Annotated in this window: 14 protein-coding genes and 1 other RNA gene; all 15 read right to left on the reverse strand. The window is 39.4% G+C overall.

Annotation, left to right across the window (positions count from 1 at the left end; genetic code table 11):
- Positions 1-179: 179 nt before the first annotated feature.
- Complete coding sequence (gene csn2 / locus K357_RS0108310) at positions 180-854, reverse strand: type II-A CRISPR-associated protein Csn2 (protein WP_028258277.1); 675 nt, start codon at positions 852-854, stop codon at positions 180-182.
- Positions 851-1,156 carry a CRISPR-associated endonuclease Cas2 gene (cas2, locus tag K357_RS0108315; protein WP_028258278.1) on the reverse strand — a complete coding sequence of 102 codons (306 nt, stop codon included), beginning with the start codon at positions 1,154-1,156 and terminating at the stop codon, positions 851-853. The genes csn2 and cas2 overlap by 4 nt, the downstream gene beginning before the upstream one ends.
- A gap of 4 nt (positions 1,157-1,160) precedes the next feature.
- Positions 1,161-2,036 carry a type II CRISPR-associated endonuclease Cas1 gene (gene cas1, locus K357_RS0108320; protein ID WP_028258279.1) on the reverse strand — a complete coding sequence of 292 codons (876 nt, stop codon included), beginning with the start codon at positions 2,034-2,036 and terminating at the stop codon, positions 1,161-1,163.
- A 12-nt stretch (positions 2,037-2,048) separates the two neighbouring features.
- Positions 2,049-6,101, reverse strand: coding sequence for a type II CRISPR RNA-guided endonuclease Cas9 (gene cas9 / locus K357_RS09265; protein ID WP_051212183.1), 4,053 nt, complete (start codon positions 6,099-6,101; stop codon positions 2,049-2,051).
- Between the two features lie 860 nt (positions 6,102-6,961).
- A complete protein-coding gene (gene fliB, locus K357_RS0108330) occupies positions 6,962-7,948 on the reverse strand; it encodes a flagellin lysine-N-methylase (protein WP_028258280.1) in 987 nt (328 codons plus the stop codon).
- A gap of 92 nt (positions 7,949-8,040) precedes the next feature.
- Positions 8,041-9,090, reverse strand: a complete 1,050-nt coding sequence (locus K357_RS0108335) for an RluA family pseudouridine synthase (RefSeq protein WP_028258281.1) — start codon at positions 9,088-9,090, stop codon at positions 8,041-8,043.
- Positions 9,091-9,227: 137 nt separating this feature from the next.
- Positions 9,228-11,816, reverse strand: coding sequence for a 3'-5' exonuclease (locus tag K357_RS0108340; RefSeq protein ID WP_028258282.1), 2,589 nt, complete (start codon positions 11,814-11,816; stop codon positions 9,228-9,230).
- A gap of 16 nt (positions 11,817-11,832) precedes the next feature.
- A complete protein-coding gene (locus K357_RS0108345; RefSeq protein ID WP_051212184.1) occupies positions 11,833-12,135 on the reverse strand; it encodes a hypothetical protein in 303 nt (100 codons plus the stop codon).
- A gap of 7 nt (positions 12,136-12,142) precedes the next feature.
- On the reverse strand, positions 12,143-12,736 hold the full coding sequence (gene recR / locus K357_RS0108350; protein WP_038114086.1) for a recombination mediator RecR: 594 nt from the start codon (positions 12,734-12,736) through the stop codon (positions 12,143-12,145).
- A gap of 1 nt (position 12,737) precedes the next feature.
- On the reverse strand, positions 12,738-13,064 hold the full coding sequence (locus K357_RS0108355; RefSeq protein WP_028258285.1) for a YbaB/EbfC family nucleoid-associated protein: 327 nt from the start codon (positions 13,062-13,064) through the stop codon (positions 12,738-12,740).
- The gene (gene dnaX, locus K357_RS0108360) at positions 13,064-15,271 is read right to left on the reverse strand and encodes a DNA polymerase III subunit gamma/tau (RefSeq protein WP_028258286.1); all 2,208 of its coding nucleotides are present in this window, start codon (positions 15,269-15,271) and stop codon (positions 13,064-13,066) included. The genes K357_RS0108355 and dnaX overlap by 1 nt, the downstream gene beginning before the upstream one ends.
- 599 nt (positions 15,272-15,870) lie before the next feature.
- An RNA gene (gene ffs / locus K357_RS09590) (signal recognition particle sRNA small type) lies at positions 15,871-15,970 on the reverse strand.
- Between the two features lie 253 nt (positions 15,971-16,223).
- Positions 16,224-17,165, reverse strand: a complete 942-nt coding sequence (locus K357_RS0108365; RefSeq protein ID WP_028258287.1) for a DUF535 family protein — start codon at positions 17,163-17,165, stop codon at positions 16,224-16,226.
- 334 nt (positions 17,166-17,499) lie between these two features.
- Positions 17,500-17,943, reverse strand: coding sequence for a GNAT family N-acetyltransferase (locus tag K357_RS0108370; RefSeq protein WP_028258288.1), 444 nt, complete (start codon positions 17,941-17,943; stop codon positions 17,500-17,502).
- A 53-nt stretch (positions 17,944-17,996) separates the two neighbouring features.
- Complete coding sequence (locus tag K357_RS0108375) at positions 17,997-18,296, reverse strand: winged helix-turn-helix transcriptional regulator (RefSeq protein ID WP_028258289.1); 300 nt, start codon at positions 18,294-18,296, stop codon at positions 17,997-17,999.
- Positions 18,297-19,743: the final 1,447 nt, after the last annotated feature.

Genomic DNA, 19,743 nt, shown 5'->3' on the forward strand with positions numbered 1-19,743 from the left:
GTGTTGTTTTAGACACTTATAGAATTACATTACTCTCAAACGAGGCTCGGAGTAGTAAAGAGGATTATACGGTTTTAGACACTTATAGAATTACATTACTCTCAAACCCCAAATAACTTTAACGCCAAAAGTATTTTTTCGCCATCACCCGCGATGTAATTCTATAAATACTACACAACTTAATAAATAAAACATAAATCATTATCTACAGTATAAATTGTTTCTAATGATTCATCAATGCTTTTACAGCTATAACCTGACTCAATACAAAAAATACGTATCTTTTTACATATACAATGTTTGTATACTAACTTTAATTCCTCTTCTGTCATATACTTTCTAAGATTAACTAAAATAATCAGCTTGCTCTTCAGTAAATCACTGATAATATCTAAATAAGTAACCACTCTCTCTAATGGGGATAAATTATCCAGTTCAAATCTAAAATCACCAGCCTTTATCAAATCTTGTGCAGTAAGAAATTCTTTATGCCCTACTTCAATCGGTGCTTGTATAATAATTTTATGATATAAGCGTTGAAGTATATCATTAATTTCATATAATAGCGCTTGCTCTTCATCAGCAACACTTGTCAAATACGCCTGCAGTTTAGAAAGAATTGGTTTTTGATTCCCCTCTAATTGAAAGAAATCGGTTACAAGAATGACACTTTTCTTACAATCGATATGTTGCTGTTCCTCCGTAATCACCCAATGCCCATCTGATCCCATAGTTTGATGTAATAACTCCATCAATGTCTGTCTGAAATACATCATATTTTCTATAAACAACGTACCGATATGATTCTCTGATAACACAATATCTATATCCGATAATGCATATAATACTTTCATAATATAATCATCCGTTCTGTTGTATCCACAACCTCAGAAGTAACACTGCCTACTAACAGTTCAATACGCGAAAATTGCTTTTCTGTAATCATCAGCACTTGTACCAGCCCCGTATTTGGTTTATGCCGCATTAATCCTTTCATTGCTAAGGCTGCATTTGTCTGATTTAATACTAATTTCACATAAATAGATTGTTGCATCATAAGGTAACCCTGTGATAGTAAGTACTTTCTAAACAATCGATATTCTTTTTTATCTTGCGACGTAATAGCTGGCATATCAAACATAACTAAAATTCTCATAAATCTATAACTCATATTCTATAAATCTAACTAATGATAAATCTGATGCAGTGAGTGCATCCATAACACTTTTACAATATATACGAATTGCCCCAGACAGTACATGTCGTTGTTTATCAATGATTACCTCTTCAGATAACAAATTAACTAATTGATATTTTTCATCTTTTGTAAAATGTGTTAAATCCATGTCAACGACAGTTTTATCCACCAGACCACGGAGTGACTCGATGAGATCACAACTAAAATTAAAAGGATTAAATTGATTAGAATGACATAATCCAAATTGTGTTAAATAGCCTAACGCCACAACTTCTCGATTAATCGCCGATAGCAAAATAGCATACCCATAATTTAAAGCCGCGTTAATATTACTCTCCTCATCACGCGTAAATGATGTCCCAAAGAGTGCATTAAAATATACTTTAGCCGCATGACCTTCACGCTGTGTTTCATCGCCCAACCTTACATCTCCTATATAGGATTCTAACAATCGATATGCCTCTAACCCTTTTCGTTCTAACAACCTTGCCTGATTTCGTATTTTAGAACGCACAATATCCGTCCACAATAGTACTTTATCTCTTTCAGTCCATTCCATCTGTTCTCGACAACGACCACTCGTATTATGTGAACCATAATAGCTTACTAATTCAGCTACAGGATTTCTTGTCGGATCACAAAAAATAACTTTTACTTTCTCTTTAATGAGTGCATATAACAAGGCTGCCGTCATACTCACAGCTGTGGATTCAATTATCAAAACATAGATTTCATGTATATATATTTTATGTACCTCTCCCTCTTGACGGACAATCATATAATTCATTTTAAAGTCTAGTTTAGCACAACGGCTAATCACCACAGTACGCCAACTCATAGAATTACCTTTCTATATTAACTTAACTGCCTTTTCATAAAGACCTGTAATAGAGGTTTCATAAATAATACACTCTTCTAGCTTCTTCAAATTCATATTTTGTGTCCATCGTGCCATAGAAACTCCAATCGATGTTAAATTAAATGTTGTTTTATTATTAGACAATAGATTTAAAATTTCTAGCAAACAAACACATTGAGCACCTAATGTTAATTGACGGAATTGACTCCGCGTGGTCTCACTTGCTAATTTATTAAACCTAGCTTGATAAGCTTTTTTAAATATTCTCTCTTGCATCTTCATCAGCAATAACTCATAAAAAGCTTCATTTTCTTCTAATGTAATAGCTTCTATAGATTGTGCCATAGCTTCAACATCATCCGATTGACTAATCTTAGATAAGGCCTTTAAATATACCACTGCTTTTTCATCCAATACAACCGAGATTGCTGGATCTAAATATACATTATTATTACTTTTACCAGCTAAAAAGTATTTGAATCCATTAATTTTCAGCACTGTATTAATACATAACTTTTTATAAACTAACTTAATAGCACTATAGGTATCTTTAATCTGATTCGTTTGCCAAGCATATGCCGTAACATCATCTTCTGTTTTTAACAAAGCAGCTATATATATTGGTATAGGAACTATAATAATATGAGCCTTATCTGACTTTTCTTTGCAACAAGAAAACACGCTATAATATGCAATCTTGATATTTTCATAACCACCATATCTCTGCACATCACACAATCGTTCATCAGACCCTTTTAGAGGAAAATTAATTCCTTTTCTTGCCTTATGTGCTTTTGTAATAGTTGCATTGTATAATGCTCCTTTTTGAACTAATAATTTTTTACTAATTCGTACATCATTGCTCTGCATCATAGCATGCACAATGCCTAAACTCCGATTGACACTCCAAATAACTTGTCCTTGTTTAATTAAATCAAAATCATACATACGCTTTAAGTTATATGGTCTTCTTGCTGTTGACTGTTTAATAAAATTCATCGGGTTTTTCGTGAATTTTTCATGATATACATTACCTACTACAATATTTAAATATGCATCTTTAGCATGATGATAACTATTTAATTCACGTACTTTAATAAAGTGATTCATATGTCTAAATTGAGATACATTTTCTGCTTTTACAAAACAAATATCTGTATCTTTATATAAATATTCTAACAAACTAGTAACGGCTTTAGTCGCTTGCGAGGTTTCCACTAGCTGACGAGCAATAAACTTGGATAATTCATCCGCCGTTAATTCAGTAGTACGCATGAGTCGTTCATATTTTTTCTCGCTAATCAATCCTGCTCGACATAAATATTTCCAGTGACTTATATTTTTCTCATTATGCAGATTGCCTTTGACAGCACTTAATGGATACGTATCACTCTTCTCTTTATTAAGCTGTGATTTTACCAACACTAAATTATCCCAACTATCATCTTTAGTTAAACTCTGTGGGTAAATATGATCAATATCATATTCTGATGTAAACAACGTATTAATATCAATAGTTTCATTGGAATACATACAACGACCCATTTGCATATAGTAAAGGTATAGTTTTTTCTGTCTAAAATCACCCGCTTGATATCCTTCAATTTCTTTTTTCCATTCAGCACCTTCTTTACCAATAGCTGTATATAATTCTACTAATCGTTTTTTTCGTGAGTCTTTTTTTATTTTTTCTGCTTGATTCGTTCTAGTTACTTCAACGAAAATTTTCTTAGGTGCGTGTCCTCTAATTTTAACAATTTCATCGACAATGCATAGACTTTGCCAAATAGATCGTTTAACCGATGGTGCCACATATAAATCATCAACTAGTTGATAATCAAGCGTATCCATCATATTCGTCGTATGCTGATGATTCCACGCTTTAATCTGTTTTATATATGTTCCCTGATCACTCAAAATTTCCATTAAATTTTGACTTGATTCCCGCAAACAAGTGATAATATTCCGCTCTACTCCACTTTTATCACAGCCAATAATTTTAGTAAAAAAGGCTTGTGATAATCTTCCCCAATCAGCATATTTTAATTTTTTGATAGCCCGCATCTGACTATCACTAATGCTATTACCATAAACTTCACGTATTTTATTTTCTAAAATATCTTTGGCTTCCCCAAACAAAGTAACCCATCGAATAATATGTTCTGCAACACTATGATCAAATCCTAAACCTAAAATACGTACCATATCACGATAGGATTGTAAATCTCCCTTAATAGCATCATCAATACCAGTAATAACTACTGTATGACTACTAGTAATCAAGCCCTGTCTTTTTAAAAAATCAATAATTCTACCTTTTGTTTGTTTTTTATGTTCCTGCTTAAATACTTCATCGATGTATAACTGTTTTACCTCCATTGGTAATTCATGGCCATCATACTTAATCGTATTTAATTCGTTCAATAACATATATTCACTATATAGCAATGAATGTTTTGGTAATACATCTTCTCCGATAAGGTAAGTACATTTATTCGTCAAATTAGTAATAAATGCTTCTGCAGATGCTTTGACGTCTACCATATCTTCAAAATTCCAAGGATATACTTTTCCCAAGTTCTTACGAACTACCCACCCTGTACCATGTTTTTGATGATTAGTAGTTTCACTACTATGTGGATTAAGCGGCCCCACATAATAAGGAATCCTAAAGGTAAACAATTGCATAATTTTATCTTTTACAGCTATACCATCACTCGCATCATTTAAAAATGTATATTTTTGACTGGCTTTCTCTAAAATAGCTTCTAATTCCGCTTGATGAATTTGGCGTGGAATCACCGCATTATCTCTCACTCGCAATAACGGTAAAAATGTCTCTAAATTTATAGCATCCAAAATTACTTGTTTAGATTCAGAATCCTCTACTTTCTTTAATACGGATTGAACATATTTATAAAAACTTTCCCGGTTAACGCGTTTCCCCTCTCTGTAAGACGATATATAAGCGACATAATTTGATAATTCTTTTCTGTGATTTTCTCTAAACATTTCATCATAGAAACTCTTATAAGGTTTTAATACATCTTTTAATATCCGTAACTGCTTTTTATGTGTATTATAATCTTCTATCTTTGCTACCGAAATACTACTGTGGCCTTTCAAAATATGTGAAAGAAGCACCCTATCATACAATGCTTTCATCGTATCCAATAACTCAATATCATCACCTATACTAGCTGCATAATCATTTCGTTTTTCATCATAATCACCTGTAGAGAAATTAATTTTTCTAATATTACTATCTAATGTTTTATATTCATCATTAGCAAATAGTTTAGAAATATCCGAACAGGTAAGGCCTAAAATAAGACCCGCCACTTCCTCTGCTTGTTTTTCTTTTATCTGATTATGAAGTGGTTTCCATAACTCTTTTATTGCTTTTTTGCGTTCGCTCTTCGTTTCTTGCTTATTCTTAAGTCTTGTAGCGATTTCTGCTACGTCGATAGTATCCTCTAAAATAGCAAGCCCATTATCTCCTAGCAAAACACGCAGCAAGTCTTCTTCAGAGTGCCCATTCTGTTCTAAAGGTCCTTCAAATAAAAAATGGCCTCTGTATTTCAATATATGATGTACTGCCAAAAATAATTCTCGAATATCATTAGGCACAATATTCATTAATCGTTGTCTTACATGATATATTGTAGGATTATCTTGATAAAAACTTTCTACATCAAAATTATCTGTACTAAATAAAATATGTTTTTCTTGTATAGTCTTATCGTCCAAGAAAAACTTACTTTCTTTTAATCGCATAAAAAAAGTATTATCTACTTTTGCTATTTCCTCTGCAAATAATTCTTCTAATATATTTAGCCGATCTCTTCTTCGTGCTAGCCTACGTCGATTAGTTCTAAATTGACGTCGCTCATTGGCTCTATTAGCTTCTGGAAATAATCTACTACCCCACATCTTATGCCCTCTAAATTTAGGTATCCGATAATCTGGAGTAGCAACAGCCCATCCTACTGAATTAGTCCCAATATCCAATCCCACGTAATAATCTCCATCATTATACCTCATAGTTGCTTTCTCCTATATAAACTATTGACAAATTATCTTATTTCTTCTATACTATTTATAGAATTACATTACGAGTTCAAATAAAAATTAATTCAAAATGCTTTCGGGCTGCTCGATGTGGAGCATTTAAATTTCTCGATTCCTTGGGATCGAGTTTTTTTATTGCAATTTTTCTATATCCCGATGATAAGATATTCTCACCAGTAATCTCCCTTTGCATGATTATCTATCATAATTCTACTATAGACATATAACTTTCAAGCATATAAACAATTCCCCCTCATCTCGTAATACTCGCAATATATAAAATAAACCAATATATAGTATATTCTACACAAGTATATAAAACTCCTGCATCATGAGCATATGATTAATAGAGTATAGCTTGCATAATGGACTTATCTTACTATGAATCGATACTGTAAAAGGGAAAAGAGGAGACTAACAGCTATGTAAATAGCTAATGACATAGAAGGAAACAACTTCATGACGCCTAACATAAAAATATAGAAATTAACCATTTTTGACATCCATACAATTAGAAAGAGACGACCAACTCATATTGTAGTATGTGTAGCTAAAGTTTTTCTAAGTAATCCAGAGATAGGAAAATAAATCAACTATATATTTAGTCTAAATATACGAATTTTTTACAAGTTATAGATTATAGAAAAAAGCATTATAGTGTAATCCCCAAGCTGCCTAAAAGATATCCTATAATGTACATCACTTACAATCCTAGCATCTTTCTTATTAGACCAACCTATCTCACCGAGTCTCTATCATCATGATACTACATTAGGAGAGATACTGCTATGAATCCATATACTGGTTTCGGCACTGTCCTCTACACCCTACTCCTATGAGAACATACTTTCATATATCCCCAAAAGCCGCGCCACGTTATCCGTATCGTATTCAATTTGTTCGGACCAACGCGCCATTTGCACCAGTTCATGTCCATGAACGGCGGCCATCATAAAGATATATTCTGCACTATCCCGCCCATAGGCCAAAAGTGCCTCAAGGGATACGTCCGCCAAGCGCGGTATGTGCCGATAGATAATGTATTGGTAGAGTCGTTGGAATAGAGCGCTATCATACACCGTTTGATAGTGCTCTGCTCTGGCGACCACATCGCGTATATGTGCCGTAAGCCACGACAAGCCCTCTGTCCAGGCCTGATGAATCGGTTCCGTTGTTTCTAGAATCGACAACAGCATCAAATAGTCCGCTTCATTCGGAAGTGGCACAAACGCCATATCCTCTTTCGTGCAATCTATGCCCAACTGCGCTAATAGGCGATCTACCGTGGTGTACCCATATATCTTATGTTCCTCTCCTACGGTAAGGTATAAAGTATCTTTGTTCGGTGCATCCATAGCACCTACTAGATCGCTAATACCCGTATCAGAGGTTGGCACGCACACTGCCTTTTTCAAGCTCGTTACAGGTGCACTCAGTAACTCACACGTCTTTTCGCAAGCTAGACCCACACCAGCTAGTTCAATCGTCCGATCTGCTCCATCTTTCACATATCCATAAAAGCGCGGATGATGATGGCAAATATCACATAAATAGTCTTCCCCTTTGGCAAGCACTAAGGAACATAATCCACTCGCTTCCAACAATGGGCAATACCCTTGCTCATTTAGGGCAAAATAATGATGATCCCCCTCACCGGCTATACTGGCCCGAAGCCGTTCACCTAACAGTCCTTCTAGCTCTCGGTATCGTGCATACGAGGCCGGATCAATATCAATTTCCCAAGTTTGGCAGCACGTATGTTCACACCTGTCCCCCTTACACTGAAAGTCATCATACCACGTAGGATATATAGAAATCATAAGCACCTCATTACTCATTCTAGGCCATACACACTTGTTATTGCCATACGTTTACATCTACTTGTCATCATACACATGCAGCACTGAAACGGTTACGCATGCACTACGATGCGCTCTCCTGTTCTCATATGGGTAAACGCCACGCACACGGACCGCAACATAAAGGTATGCCCCGTATGAGAGGCTCCATATAGGGTATCGCCCACCAAGGGATAGCCAAGGTAGCTAAAAGCCACGCGTATTTGATGGGTTTTACCCGTATAGAGTCGCACCAACACGTTTGTGACGGGGCCCACATCAGCCATAGATGCATAGGATCTATCGGTTACGGACAAATGTCTAACGTCTTTTCCATAGGCATCTACACTGTCATACGTACCTAGCACCAAATACCCCGTTTTCGTCATGACCCCCAACGAACTTACCTCATAATGAATGCCATCATCACTGCGCTTCATCGGTAAGGCGAGCACCTGTAGGTCTTTATCCATGCATGAGGTGTCGCCTTTTTCCCCTACGCATGGCAAATTCTCGTGGTGCACCACCGATAGGCTGGCGCCATCCACTAAGGTCTTCTCCTTTGTAATCTGTGCTATATGCGTAAATAGTCGCCCTTCCACGACTGTGGTATACCATTTTTCAAATTGATTCGTTTCCATTTGTTGTTGGTAAAAGCTCTGTGCCACATGACTTTTACAAATCACGATGCACCCCGTCGTATCACGGTCCAAGCGATTTAAAAATCGAATTTTTCGCCGAATGCCCTGGTCTTTGAAATACTGCGCCACCAGGTTCGCCAAAGAAATTTGTCCCCCCGAATTAACGGTCATCCCCTTCGGTTTATCCACAATGAGTAGATCCTCATCTTCGTATAGAATGGTGATAGCCCCTTGTATCGGTGTATAGTCGACAGTCTCCTTCATCATCTGTAGGCGCAACTCATCACCAGCTACAACTGGCGTTTCCGGTGTACATCTATGCCCCTCTAAAAGGACTAGTTTTTCATGGAATAATTTTTTCATGCCCTTTCGTGGTAGCCCTCGATTATCTAAGATGGCCCCTACCGTATGAGTATCGCCTTGTATATCTTCTTCTGTAATAGAAATGACCATATCATCGGCGCGATTTGTTTTTCTTGCCATAGTACCTCCTCGTACTCCATACATTGATTTCCTCTCGTCGTAGCGTGACTATGGTAAAGCAACCTTATCCGCATCCATTCTTCCATGTGCCATCAGCCATGACGACCTACTATGAAAGGAGTACCATCATGAGCATGCTACACAGTATCTACAAATGTTGGATCCGTTGGCAAATAGGCTAATAAGGAACTTTTCCTAGTCGGTCTGCCATAAGCATTTTCTTTACTATACGTAATCACTAACCGTTCTTTTGCCCTCGTTAAGGCCACATAGAATAATCGTTTTTCTTCATCGATGTGCCCCTCTTTCACCGCCATATAGTTTGGGAATTGTCCTTCATTCATGCCCGCTAACCACACATAATCAAATTCACTGCCCTTTGCTTGGTGAATGGTAATAATAGGGATGCGTTGTTCCTGTTTAATGCGACAATCCACTTCGCCAGCGGTCAAGGCCGCTAGTTGCAATATATACTGCAATCGATCATGTCCATTCATCGCCGTATTTGTCTGTTCTAACCGCTCTAATATGCGGTATAAATCACGAATATATTCGACGCGTGCCATTTCATGGCGTTCTTTATAATAGTCAATAACACCCATTTCATTCATAATATAGGCCAATAAACTCGTAGGCGCCTCACTTTTACTTTTACGCGCCAAGGTCGCCATTTGTGAAGCAATGGTGGCAAAGGCATGTTTATACTTGGCAATGATGGCCATACGTATCGCCTGGGTCGGCACAATATTGTGATCCACCATATACACCAATAGCAACGCGGTCGCCATAATATCATCGTACGCATTGTGACTTGGTTTATGAGAAATGGGAAATACTTCGCTTAAATAGCCGAGTTTATGATTCGGTAGGTCTGGATAGAAACGCCGTGCCATCGCCAACGTATCATAGACGGCCATAAAATCGGGTTCTCCTAGTTGATGACGATAGAGTTCACTCGTTAAAATGCTCACATCGTAATTCACATTATGGCCCACAATCACAGCGCCCTTAGAAAAAGAGGTAAACGCTTCTAGGACAACCGATGCTTCCTCTCCATGGGTAGCTAAATAGTCGTCACTAAAGCCATGGACCGCTTCTGAATCACCTACGGACTTGGGAGGCTTGATAAAGCGTTCAAACTTGTCTAATACCTCTCCTTGACCATTAATGCGAATCGCTGCAATTTGGATAATGTAATCCTTCGTCGTATCGGTACCCGTACTTTCCACGTCATAGACAATTACATTGCCTTCCTCTAGGGCGGCCAATAATTTAGCATACGGTTCTTCTTCAAAAATAGGCATTTGTAAAAAGTCCGTAATCGCTATCCCCGCTTGGCGCACTTCGTCACGTTCGATGTCCCGTAGTCGCCCTTCGCCGATGCCTTTCACATAGCGTTTCATAATCCGCTTGGCACTCAACGCATCGTAGGGATTTATCAGTAATTTAAAATAGGCCATCACATCTTTGATTTCTTGACGGCGGAAAAATTTAAACTCGTCGATGATCATAAACTGTCGCTGAGCGTCTTCAGGTGTATCTTCATTGAGTTGTGCAAACCGTCGGCTTAGGTCTTGGGCCTTTCGATTGTTGCGCACCAGTACACACGTGCGCGCATCTTTTGGCAACTTTTGAATCGAATGAAAGATATAGGCCCCCTCTTCTCGTTCCGATCGCGCCTCATGAATCATGATGGGCTCTCCATTTTCCTGGCTCACTGACCGTGGCATCACATCGTATATGGATCCTACTAGATCAGGGAACATGGCTTCCAGCGTTTGAAAGGCCGCACTAAATAAGGTTCGATTGGACCGATAGTTTTCATAAAAAATAATCGATAGGGGCTGAAAGTCACGCTGATAGTCTCTAAGTAGCTTGAACGGATTCGATCCGCGCCATTCATAAATGGTTTGAAAATAATCCCCACATAGTAAGACATGATTGCCTGGCCATAGTTGGGACATGACGCGATATTCTAATTCGCCCGTATCCTGCATTTCATCTACTGCAATATACGAGTAGCGTCTCTGCCACCGTTCTCGAATCACTTCATCCTTAAACAAGCGATGCACGAGGCTTACTAAATCGATAAAATCTACGCCATGTACGGCTTGTAGAGCTGTTTCATAGGCTATGAGTATATCTGCTCCTTGCTGGCGAAACTGCTCACGATCCTCTTTCATAACAAGACTGTCGGCGCCACCAAAATAGGAAACGATTTTCAAGTATTCCTCTTCATAGAGCCGTTCAATCGTTTTTCTATAATCTTCTCGTGCATCCTCCGAATCATAGTCATACAATGACCGATATTCCTTGATACACATGAGAAGATTTTGAAAGTCCATCTCTTTCATCCGTGCTGGTTTTAATGGTTGCCATAATTCTTTACAATCTTCTTCATCAAAGATGGTAAAGTCCGATGGTAGCATTTCATTGAGACGCGCTTCTTCTCGTAAAATTTTATAACAAAAGCTGTGGAATGTACTTACTTCCACAGCTTTTGCATCGATGCCCACCAAAGATTGTATGCGTTCTTTCATCTCATGACACGCCTTGTTGGTAAATGTCATGCAGAGTATTGCCTCTCCATTAGCCCGTCCAGAACGAATAATGTGCGCCACTCGATAGGCGAGCGTATTCGTCTTGCCCGTACCTGCTGACGCCAACAATAATAGATTGCGATCGAGCTCTTCTACCACACGGCGTTGTTGTGCATTGATGTTCATCATGACCTCCTAGGCATTAGAAATTATGTTGTAACCACGTAACAATCACGGGTAAGGGGCCTAAAGGCGCCGTTAAGAGCCAACTCAAAAAACTCATATCCACCGCAGTGTGAGAAACATGATTGACCCCTAGATAAAACAAATAACCTATCACCACATTCAACACAATTCGTTTTATCGTATAAAAAGCGATTTTAATCAGCAAGGCAATCACCACAATAACTGCGATGACGGCCAGCGTAGGATTCGCTAGTAATTCTTGTACAGTAGCATTCTGAGCCACTAACGGATTCGATGCTACCAGTGATACTATATCCATAGATACCTCACATTTCTTGACGATTGACTACGGCACCGCCTAAGGTTAATTCATCGGCATATTCAATGTCGCCACCTACAGGAATACCGCGCGCAATGCGTGTCACTTTAATGCCACTCGGTTGTAGTAATCTAGCCAAATACAACGCAGTCGCTTCCCCTTCCACGTCGGGATCCGTCGCTAAAATGACTTCCTCTACGGTGCCATCGCGCAAACGGGCAATGAGTTCTTTAATGCGAATATCATCGGCCCCAATGCCGTCCATAGGCGACAAAGCACCCTCTAACACATGATATAATCCTTTATAATCGCCACTTCGTTCAATGGCGATTACATCGCGTGACGTTTCTACTACGAGAATCGTCGTTCTATCACGCCGTTCGTCGCTGCAAAATTCGCAAGGATCTTGCGATGACAAGTGAAAGCAACAGGAACAACGATGGGTGGCCGCCTTAGCTTCCACAATGGTATTCACTAGTTGATCTACCTCATCCTGTTCCATTTCTACCAAGTGATATGCCAAGCGACGTGCCGACTTAGCGCCGATACCAGGGAGGCGTCGAAATTGTTCCACTAACCGTTCTAACGAATTTGCTGCCATATTAGAATAAACCACCTGGCAAGTTCAAACCACCTGTTACTTTCCCCATTTCAGAGCTTAACAAGTCATCAATTTTCTTACTTGCTTCATTAATCGCCGCTTTTACTAAATCTTCCAACATTTCTACGTCCTCTGGATCTACGGCACTCGGATTAATGGTTAAGGATTCAATCATTTTTTCCCCATTCATCACTACGGCTACCGCTCCACCGCCAACAGACACTTCTACAGTACGTGTTTTAAGTTCTTCTTGCATCTTCTTCATATCTTCTTGCATTTTTTTAACTTTTTTCATCATACCTGCCATATTTCCCATATTACCAAACATTATTTTTCCTCCTGCTCATCATTAATATATTCTTTATAAATATCATAATCCTCTGCTGAAAAACATCGTAGTGTTTCTACTAACAAGGGATTTTGTTTCTCTTCCTCACTCATGTGCTGTATATCCCATTTTACTCGGGTCTCTGCCTCGTCTAGGTTCGTCACCTTACTATCCGTAGGTGATGCATCTTGCGCAAAGCTTTCTACCATCACTTCGCTAGTAGGAGCCGATACCTCTTTTTCCACAGTCTTCGTCGGTTTTCGCGTAAGCCGTGACGCCATCTGCTCTGCCGCCTCTACATAGGCCTTAGACGGTGCTGCGTTTACTGTATCAGTGGCTGCACTTCGCGCTTTCATAGCCTCATGGGCCGCTCTTCGATACCCTTGGTCTTCCTCCGTGCCAGCACCGATGACCTCCATCGTAATCGGATACTCGAGTATTGCGCCAAACGCTTCCGTCGCATCAGCTATCATCTGCTCCGTGGAAGCCATCTTGATATTAAAATCACTGTTAAAGACGATGACCACACGGCTCGTATCCACATAGACCACTTGCCCAGACCGATAAAATCCAGCACACATATTTTTTTTATGGCACTGCATCCATTGTAACACTTTGCCATGAATGTTTCTATATTCATCTGTGCGAACAATCCCCGTCCCAATCGTCACACCTTGCCCCGTACTCGTCACACGAAGTGTCGATGGCGATTGTTTCTTTTCCGTAGTGCTCGTACGCGCCTTAGGGGGTGGCGTACGATACTCAGTCTGTACAGTATCTATCGGTGTAGTAACATCTACCGAGGGCGTTTCGCCCTTCGTCATAGTGGCTGAGGGGGCCACGTCTGTCGCTACCTCGGTATGGGCCTCTAGAGGCGGTGTGCGCCCCACTTCTGGTCCTGTCACGCCCGCTTTCGCTACCGTATTAGGTGCTTCACCCGTCCTGTGAAAGCTTGCTCCACGTCCAGTCACTTCATGGCTCGCTCGCCTTTCACCTTGACTAGTCGGTGCGGCCTCTACCTGCGCTTCTAAAAGCGCCACACGATTTAGCAGACTTTCATCACGTTTCTGTGCCGTCCGTTCTAATACAGATACTCGTGTTTCCATAGAATCGTCATAGGTCGCCACTTGTGAACAGAGCACCAAAAATCCCATTTCCACGATCGTCCTCGGATTATCCACTTGTTTCGCATCATTTTGAATCCTCTGCAACGCGCGAATGTAACGATTGATGTCATCCACCGTAATCGCCTCACTTTGCGCCAAAAAAGACGATTGCCATGTGTCATACACTTTAATCTCATCCGCCTCAGGCATCACCTTAGCAATTAATAGCGCTCTAATATGACGTATGGAGGCCTCTACAATCTGAATCGCATCACGCCCTTCTACGAGCGCTTCTTGGATACACCGTAACACTATAGATCCATCACCAAGGCGCAATGCATCAAAGAGCGTCAAAATCCACTTCTTACTCACGAGGCCCATGATACTTTCTACCACTTGCGGTGTAATCGTATCTGTTGCCATACCGGCACATTGATCCAATATACTTAACGCATCACGCAAGCCCCCATCGGCATGAATCGCGATCAATTGCGCCGCTCCCTCGTCTAAGGGAATCGATTCTTGCGCCGCCACATAGTGTAATCGCTCTGCAATATCATCTACCGTAATCCGCCTAAATGTATAGCGTTGACACCTCGACAAAATCGTAACCGGTAATTTTTCTAATTCCGTGGTGGCAAAGATAAACATAATATGGGCTGGCGGTTCTTCAATGGTTTTTAACAACGCATTCCACGCTTCCGTCGTCAACATGTGCGCTTCATCGATGATGTAGATTTTCTTACGCCCCTCTACGGGCATAAACTTGATGGTTTCCCGCAATGCGCGAATTTCATCAATGCCTCGATTCGAAGCCGCATCAATTTCGAATACATCCATCGCCTGACCTTCTAAAATTTGACGACACGATTGGCATTCGTTACAAGGATGGTCGGTAGGACCTTGTTCACAATTAATGGCCCGTGCAAAAATCTTAGCCATACTCGTTTTTCCCGTTCCACGAGGGCCTGCAAATAAATACGCGTGGGCCACTTTATCTTCACGAATGGCTCGCATCAACGTATCGCTCACATGATGTTGTCCCACCACGTCGGTGAAAGTCTTAGGTCGATACTTTCTATATAATGCAATATACGCCATGCTGCCTCCTTCCTAACCGCTATGCCTGTATCTGTCCATGCATGGGGCTACTCTACTCATCGATGAAGCGCCCTCTCTACGTCATCAACTGAATCGTCTTCTAATCAAATTATACCACTACATAGCCGCATATACCTAACACAGGGCCTTCAATTCTCGTTCCCACACATTCACATTGTATCGCTTTCAGTGCTTACTATACCTAACACGGTAAAAGTATCCATCATCCACGATATCCTCATGATATTCTTTTCATTCCAAACGATATGATCATACAAAGAATTTCACGAATCAAAGCGCCTATCCTACGTGCGTTATCATAGATAGTATCATTGCTTTACTGTCAGCCATACTCACTAGCCTACAATGAACTGCGTCATAGGCCCTAGTTTCTTAGAATAAAAGCCTCTCGCCCACATATATACATCAGAAACAGTCAAAATTCTGTCATACCAACTTTCATTGCACGCTGATAACACATCATTGCTAGTACGCACCACTTCACACGCACACGATCCTATGCGCCACTACTGCTAGATCGTATATAAAAAAAAGCAGCCTTCATGACTGCTTAGCCGCTTGTAGCACTCGATTATGACAGCCCTCTGGAGTTCCCATGGCACATGAAAGTAACTGCTTAGTGCTGCTACCTCTCAGTCCTGACACGATTCACAGGCTCCCATTGCACGGGGCCAAAGAACTGCCATAATCCAATGCTATAAGTATTTAGCGTTATCATTATACTATATATATACCATAATGACAATATTTCCATTCCATTTATTCTATGCGCATCTTAGTAGTCAACCATCTGTGACACAAACTGCTAGCGATGGATAAAAAGGACTTCCCTGTCTATTCATTGGGAAATGAAGTATTAGGTCAGTCCTATATCTATACCCACAATATGCTCTGTTAAGAACGCCTTTACAAACGTCATTAGTAGCGTTATCTATACTCTAACATACGGCGCTAATCGACGTCCTATCTCTTCGGTAACGCCATCGAGAAAGGCATAACGATTACGATATTGGTTCCGCTTTTGTGATTTAATCTCCTCTAAACTCTTTCGCATTTCTGTAACGGGTATATCATAAAAACGCACATCATGCGATACGTGACCGCCTAATTCTTCCCAAAATGGATTAAAGCGAATCAATTTATGGCGATTGCCACGAATCATATGGGTATTCGTATAAAAGCCCTCATCGGACACAGCTTTCATTCGAGTAATCCCCAACACGGTAGCCAATTGACGTAGGATAAAGAAAATAAAATTCTTAGGTCGATAGCCATACATTTTTTTCGTTGCCTGTTTCGCCTTGTCTAATCCATTCGGATACCCCTGAATCGTTCCCACATGTACTACGATTTCTGATGTTTCTAGATCCTTTTCAAAGCGAAAATTGATATGATACAGTCCTTCGCCGTCAATCGTCAAGAGTAACGATAACAAACCTTCCTTGCGCTGCCCTGGTATATACACCAAATTTGCTTGCATGCCTAACTCAGATGATTCCCAAATAGTAATGCCCGCCGTTTTATCTTCTTCGGCTACATCCATATACCCTATATCTCGATACATCTGTTGAATGCCTGCAGTAGAAAACAATTGCGATAATGCATCGAAATGATCTTGTATCCCTTGTAACCGTTCTGCGGCAGAAGAATTGGCATAGAAGAAAATACGATTGATCACTTCCTCTACTTCTATATGCTTTTCTAAAAAATCTGGTAGTGGTGCATAGTTTTGAAAGTAATTAGTAAACGCTTCAACTTGCTTTCTATTTTTAATCGACCGCAACACAAATAGCCACCGTCGCCGTCCTTCACGCCAGCTACGATTGCCATAAATCTTCATCGCCACGTCTCGCTGTTGCCGTATATACCCCACTCCAGTACCTCCTATAGATGCTTATCTAACTTGTTACTATGCCTACTCTAGTTGCGACTTCTATTCTAATTCATATAGTATACTATATTTTCAACTAAATTTATACACCGATCTATGTTCATGCTGCCCACAACCCCTACCGTCGTCATCCCTGGCAACATAGATTCCTAGCCATAGATAGGACTATTCTATCGATTCATCAAGTGATGTAAAACCCAATAGTTTGTACTACAGTATGATATCTACGTGCATACCGTTAGTGAGCCTTTACGAACGCATCAAGACGTGCATGGTTCTTATCTACCATTTCTCTCCATGCCCTTATGACGTCACTTTACATGTCCAGTGATACGTCTTTTGATACGTCTTTCTTCATCCATACATGTGGCACGCCTTCATCGAAATCAATCGCCCCTTGTGGTGCGTAGCCAATCGATTCATAAAAAGGGCGGGCTTGTACTTGTGCATGAAGACGTAGAGTGATGCCGCCCGCCTGCACCACTCGTTCTTCTACGGCTTGTACTATACGCCGCGCCAACCCTTGCCCTCTATAGAGGGGTAATGTAGCTAATCGTCCTAGTATATACGCCCCACTATCACTAGCAAAATAGCGGCAGCAACAGGCCGCGACACCATCGACGTATAGAACCATATGAAAACTGGTCGCATCTATATCATCAAATTCATTTTGAAAGCCTTGCTCGTTTATAAATACGTTTGTGCGAATCGCCTTTTCATCCAGTAAAACTCGCGTCGACTCTTTCAGTGTAATCACCATATGGAATCCTTTCGTAGCCCCTATAACAGATTACCTATTCACCGATGGCACGACTAACTGACTTGTTTTTCATGGTGTCGTTGGTAAAAATCTACTAACAATTCACAAATAGCGACCACGTCTTCTCCATAACATAACAAGCGATATCTTCCATCTTTGCGTTTTTCAATAATTTGTTCCTGTTGTAATAATTTTAATTTGCGATTCAATTCAGTAGGACTTAGCAAAGGAATGGCACTTAATATATGTGAAAAAGACTTGCTCTCCTCATGTAAGGCTAATAAAATTTCTGGTACCCATTTTAACTTAACTAATCCATGTAATAACTGAAAGCCCGCTTTAACTGTACCCATCGAAATCACCTCTATTGATTATGCTATCGTTACTACGCCTTAGCTCTAACTTTAGAGGTCCTATATAATATACTTATCTATAATCATTATTTATTATGATTATAATATATTAATCCATTTCTATAAAAGGATATCCGTCATTTATCTATAATTTTTTAAGATATACCTATACTTTTTAGTCATACTTGCTAAAAATAATCTCTGTAAAAGCTTTTAAATAATAATTATTATTATTTAGTAAATTACAAATCCTTTGCTTATTGTTATTCCCTTCATGGTAAGCACTTACAAAAATAGGGAATACTGTTTGTTCTTATACTTCAACTATATCGATGTTTACTAGGTTTTAATCTATTTGCGCTTCAATCTAACAGACTAATTGTCTTTACCAAGGCAGATGATAGCTAATTATATTAAATTCTCATTTTCTCACTCTACTTGATAATGAGGAAAAAATCTTGTATAATACAAGCATAGATAGCGAAAGATCTTACGTTATACAAATTCAATCTATATACGTACTGTAAGTACAGTACAAGTACACAAGTGTGTAGAATAGATGATGAAAGCTAAGTAGTTACGATAGATGATTAGCAAGTGCTGATGATATAACTATCTAAGAGATGATGATATTAACTATATATATAATGTACGCAAGTGCGTATATCCAAGTGGATCTATAACAGCAAGTGCGATTATATATGCTCTAGTGAGTTCTTTCTACTTTCTATGAATCAAGTGATTGTCTAAATACTATATACACAAAATGGCAAGTGCCTCTATACATAGTGTCAAGTGATCGTATCAATTTCTACCAAGTGGTTCTATACATAATGGCAAGTGCCTTTCTACTAATTTTGCTCCAGTGAGCAACCTATGACAAGTGTCATAGTAATCTTCCTACTAATTATTAGCAAATTGCTCTAGTGAGCAGGTACCGACGAGTGTCTATATAAATAAACCAAGTGCGTGTTATCAGATAACTCAAGTGAGTACTATGACAAGTCTCTAGACCAATTCGTTTTCACAGTATGTAGAAGACATACTATATATAGCAAGTGTATATCTAATAGATATCTATGTGGATGTCATACTAGATAGCAAGTGCTACTAACAAGCTCTCTACCGCGTACAGTCATCAATCTACTGTACCATCGTACGCATAATTGGTATGTGTACGCAACTAAAAAGCCTAGTATACCATTGAAAATTTCGATGGCATACTAGGCTTTTTAGTATATGTCATGGGAAAGTACATAGGATAGGTACAGCCACGTATCTCTAACATATATAATATTATGATTGTACAATCCAGATTAGACAACTCGATTCCCACACAGGAGTGCCCTGTAGGGAGTAATTTGCATAAGTATGATGATTCTTGTATCAATTCATAGAATTTGATGTATAGCGCATTTTATCCTATACCCCTATTCTTTTAATAATT

Origin of the sequence: Veillonella montpellierensis DSM 17217 (assembly GCF_000426745.1) — a bacterium.
Lineage (GTDB): Bacteria > Bacillota > Negativicutes > Veillonellales > Veillonellaceae > Veillonella > Veillonella montpellierensis.

Bases quoted from the DNA above. Each gene is read 5' to 3' on its own strand.
- recR (WP_038114086.1), bottom strand. From the start codon at position 12,736: ATGGCAGCAAATTCGTTAGAACGGTTAGTGGAACAATTTCGACGCCTC.
- K357_RS0108375 (WP_028258289.1), bottom strand. From the start codon at position 18,296: ATGGGTACAGTTAAAGCGGGCTTTCAGTTATTACATGGATTAGTTAAG.
- csn2 (WP_028258277.1), bottom strand. From the start codon at position 854: ATGAAAGTATTATATGCATTATCGGATATAGATATTGTGTTATCAGAG.
- cas9 (WP_051212183.1), bottom strand. From the start codon at position 6,101: ATGAGGTATAATGATGGAGATTATTACGTGGGATTGGATATTGGGACT.
- K357_RS0108370 (WP_028258288.1), bottom strand. From the start codon at position 17,943: ATGGTGATTACACTGAAAGAGTCGACGCGAGTTTTACTGGATGAAAAG.
- fliB (WP_028258280.1), bottom strand. From the start codon at position 7,948: ATGATTTCTATATATCCTACGTGGTATGATGACTTTCAGTGTAAGGGG.
- cas2 (WP_028258278.1), bottom strand. From the start codon at position 1,156: ATGAGAATTTTAGTTATGTTTGATATGCCAGCTATTACGTCGCAAGAT.
- K357_RS0108345 (WP_051212184.1), bottom strand. From the start codon at position 12,135: ATGGATATAGTATCACTGGTAGCATCGAATCCGTTAGTGGCTCAGAAT.
- K357_RS0108355 (WP_028258285.1), bottom strand. From the start codon at position 13,064: ATGTTTGGTAATATGGGAAATATGGCAGGTATGATGAAAAAAGTTAAA.
- dnaX (WP_028258286.1), bottom strand. From the start codon at position 15,271: ATGGCGTATATTGCATTATATAGAAAGTATCGACCTAAGACTTTCACC.
- K357_RS0108335 (WP_028258281.1), bottom strand. From the start codon at position 9,090: ATGGCAAGAAAAACAAATCGCGCCGATGATATGGTCATTTCTATTACA.
- K357_RS0108340 (WP_028258282.1), bottom strand. From the start codon at position 11,816: ATGAACATCAATGCACAACAACGCCGTGTGGTAGAAGAGCTCGATCGC.
- cas1 (WP_028258279.1), bottom strand. From the start codon at position 2,036: ATGAGTTGGCGTACTGTGGTGATTAGCCGTTGTGCTAAACTAGACTTT.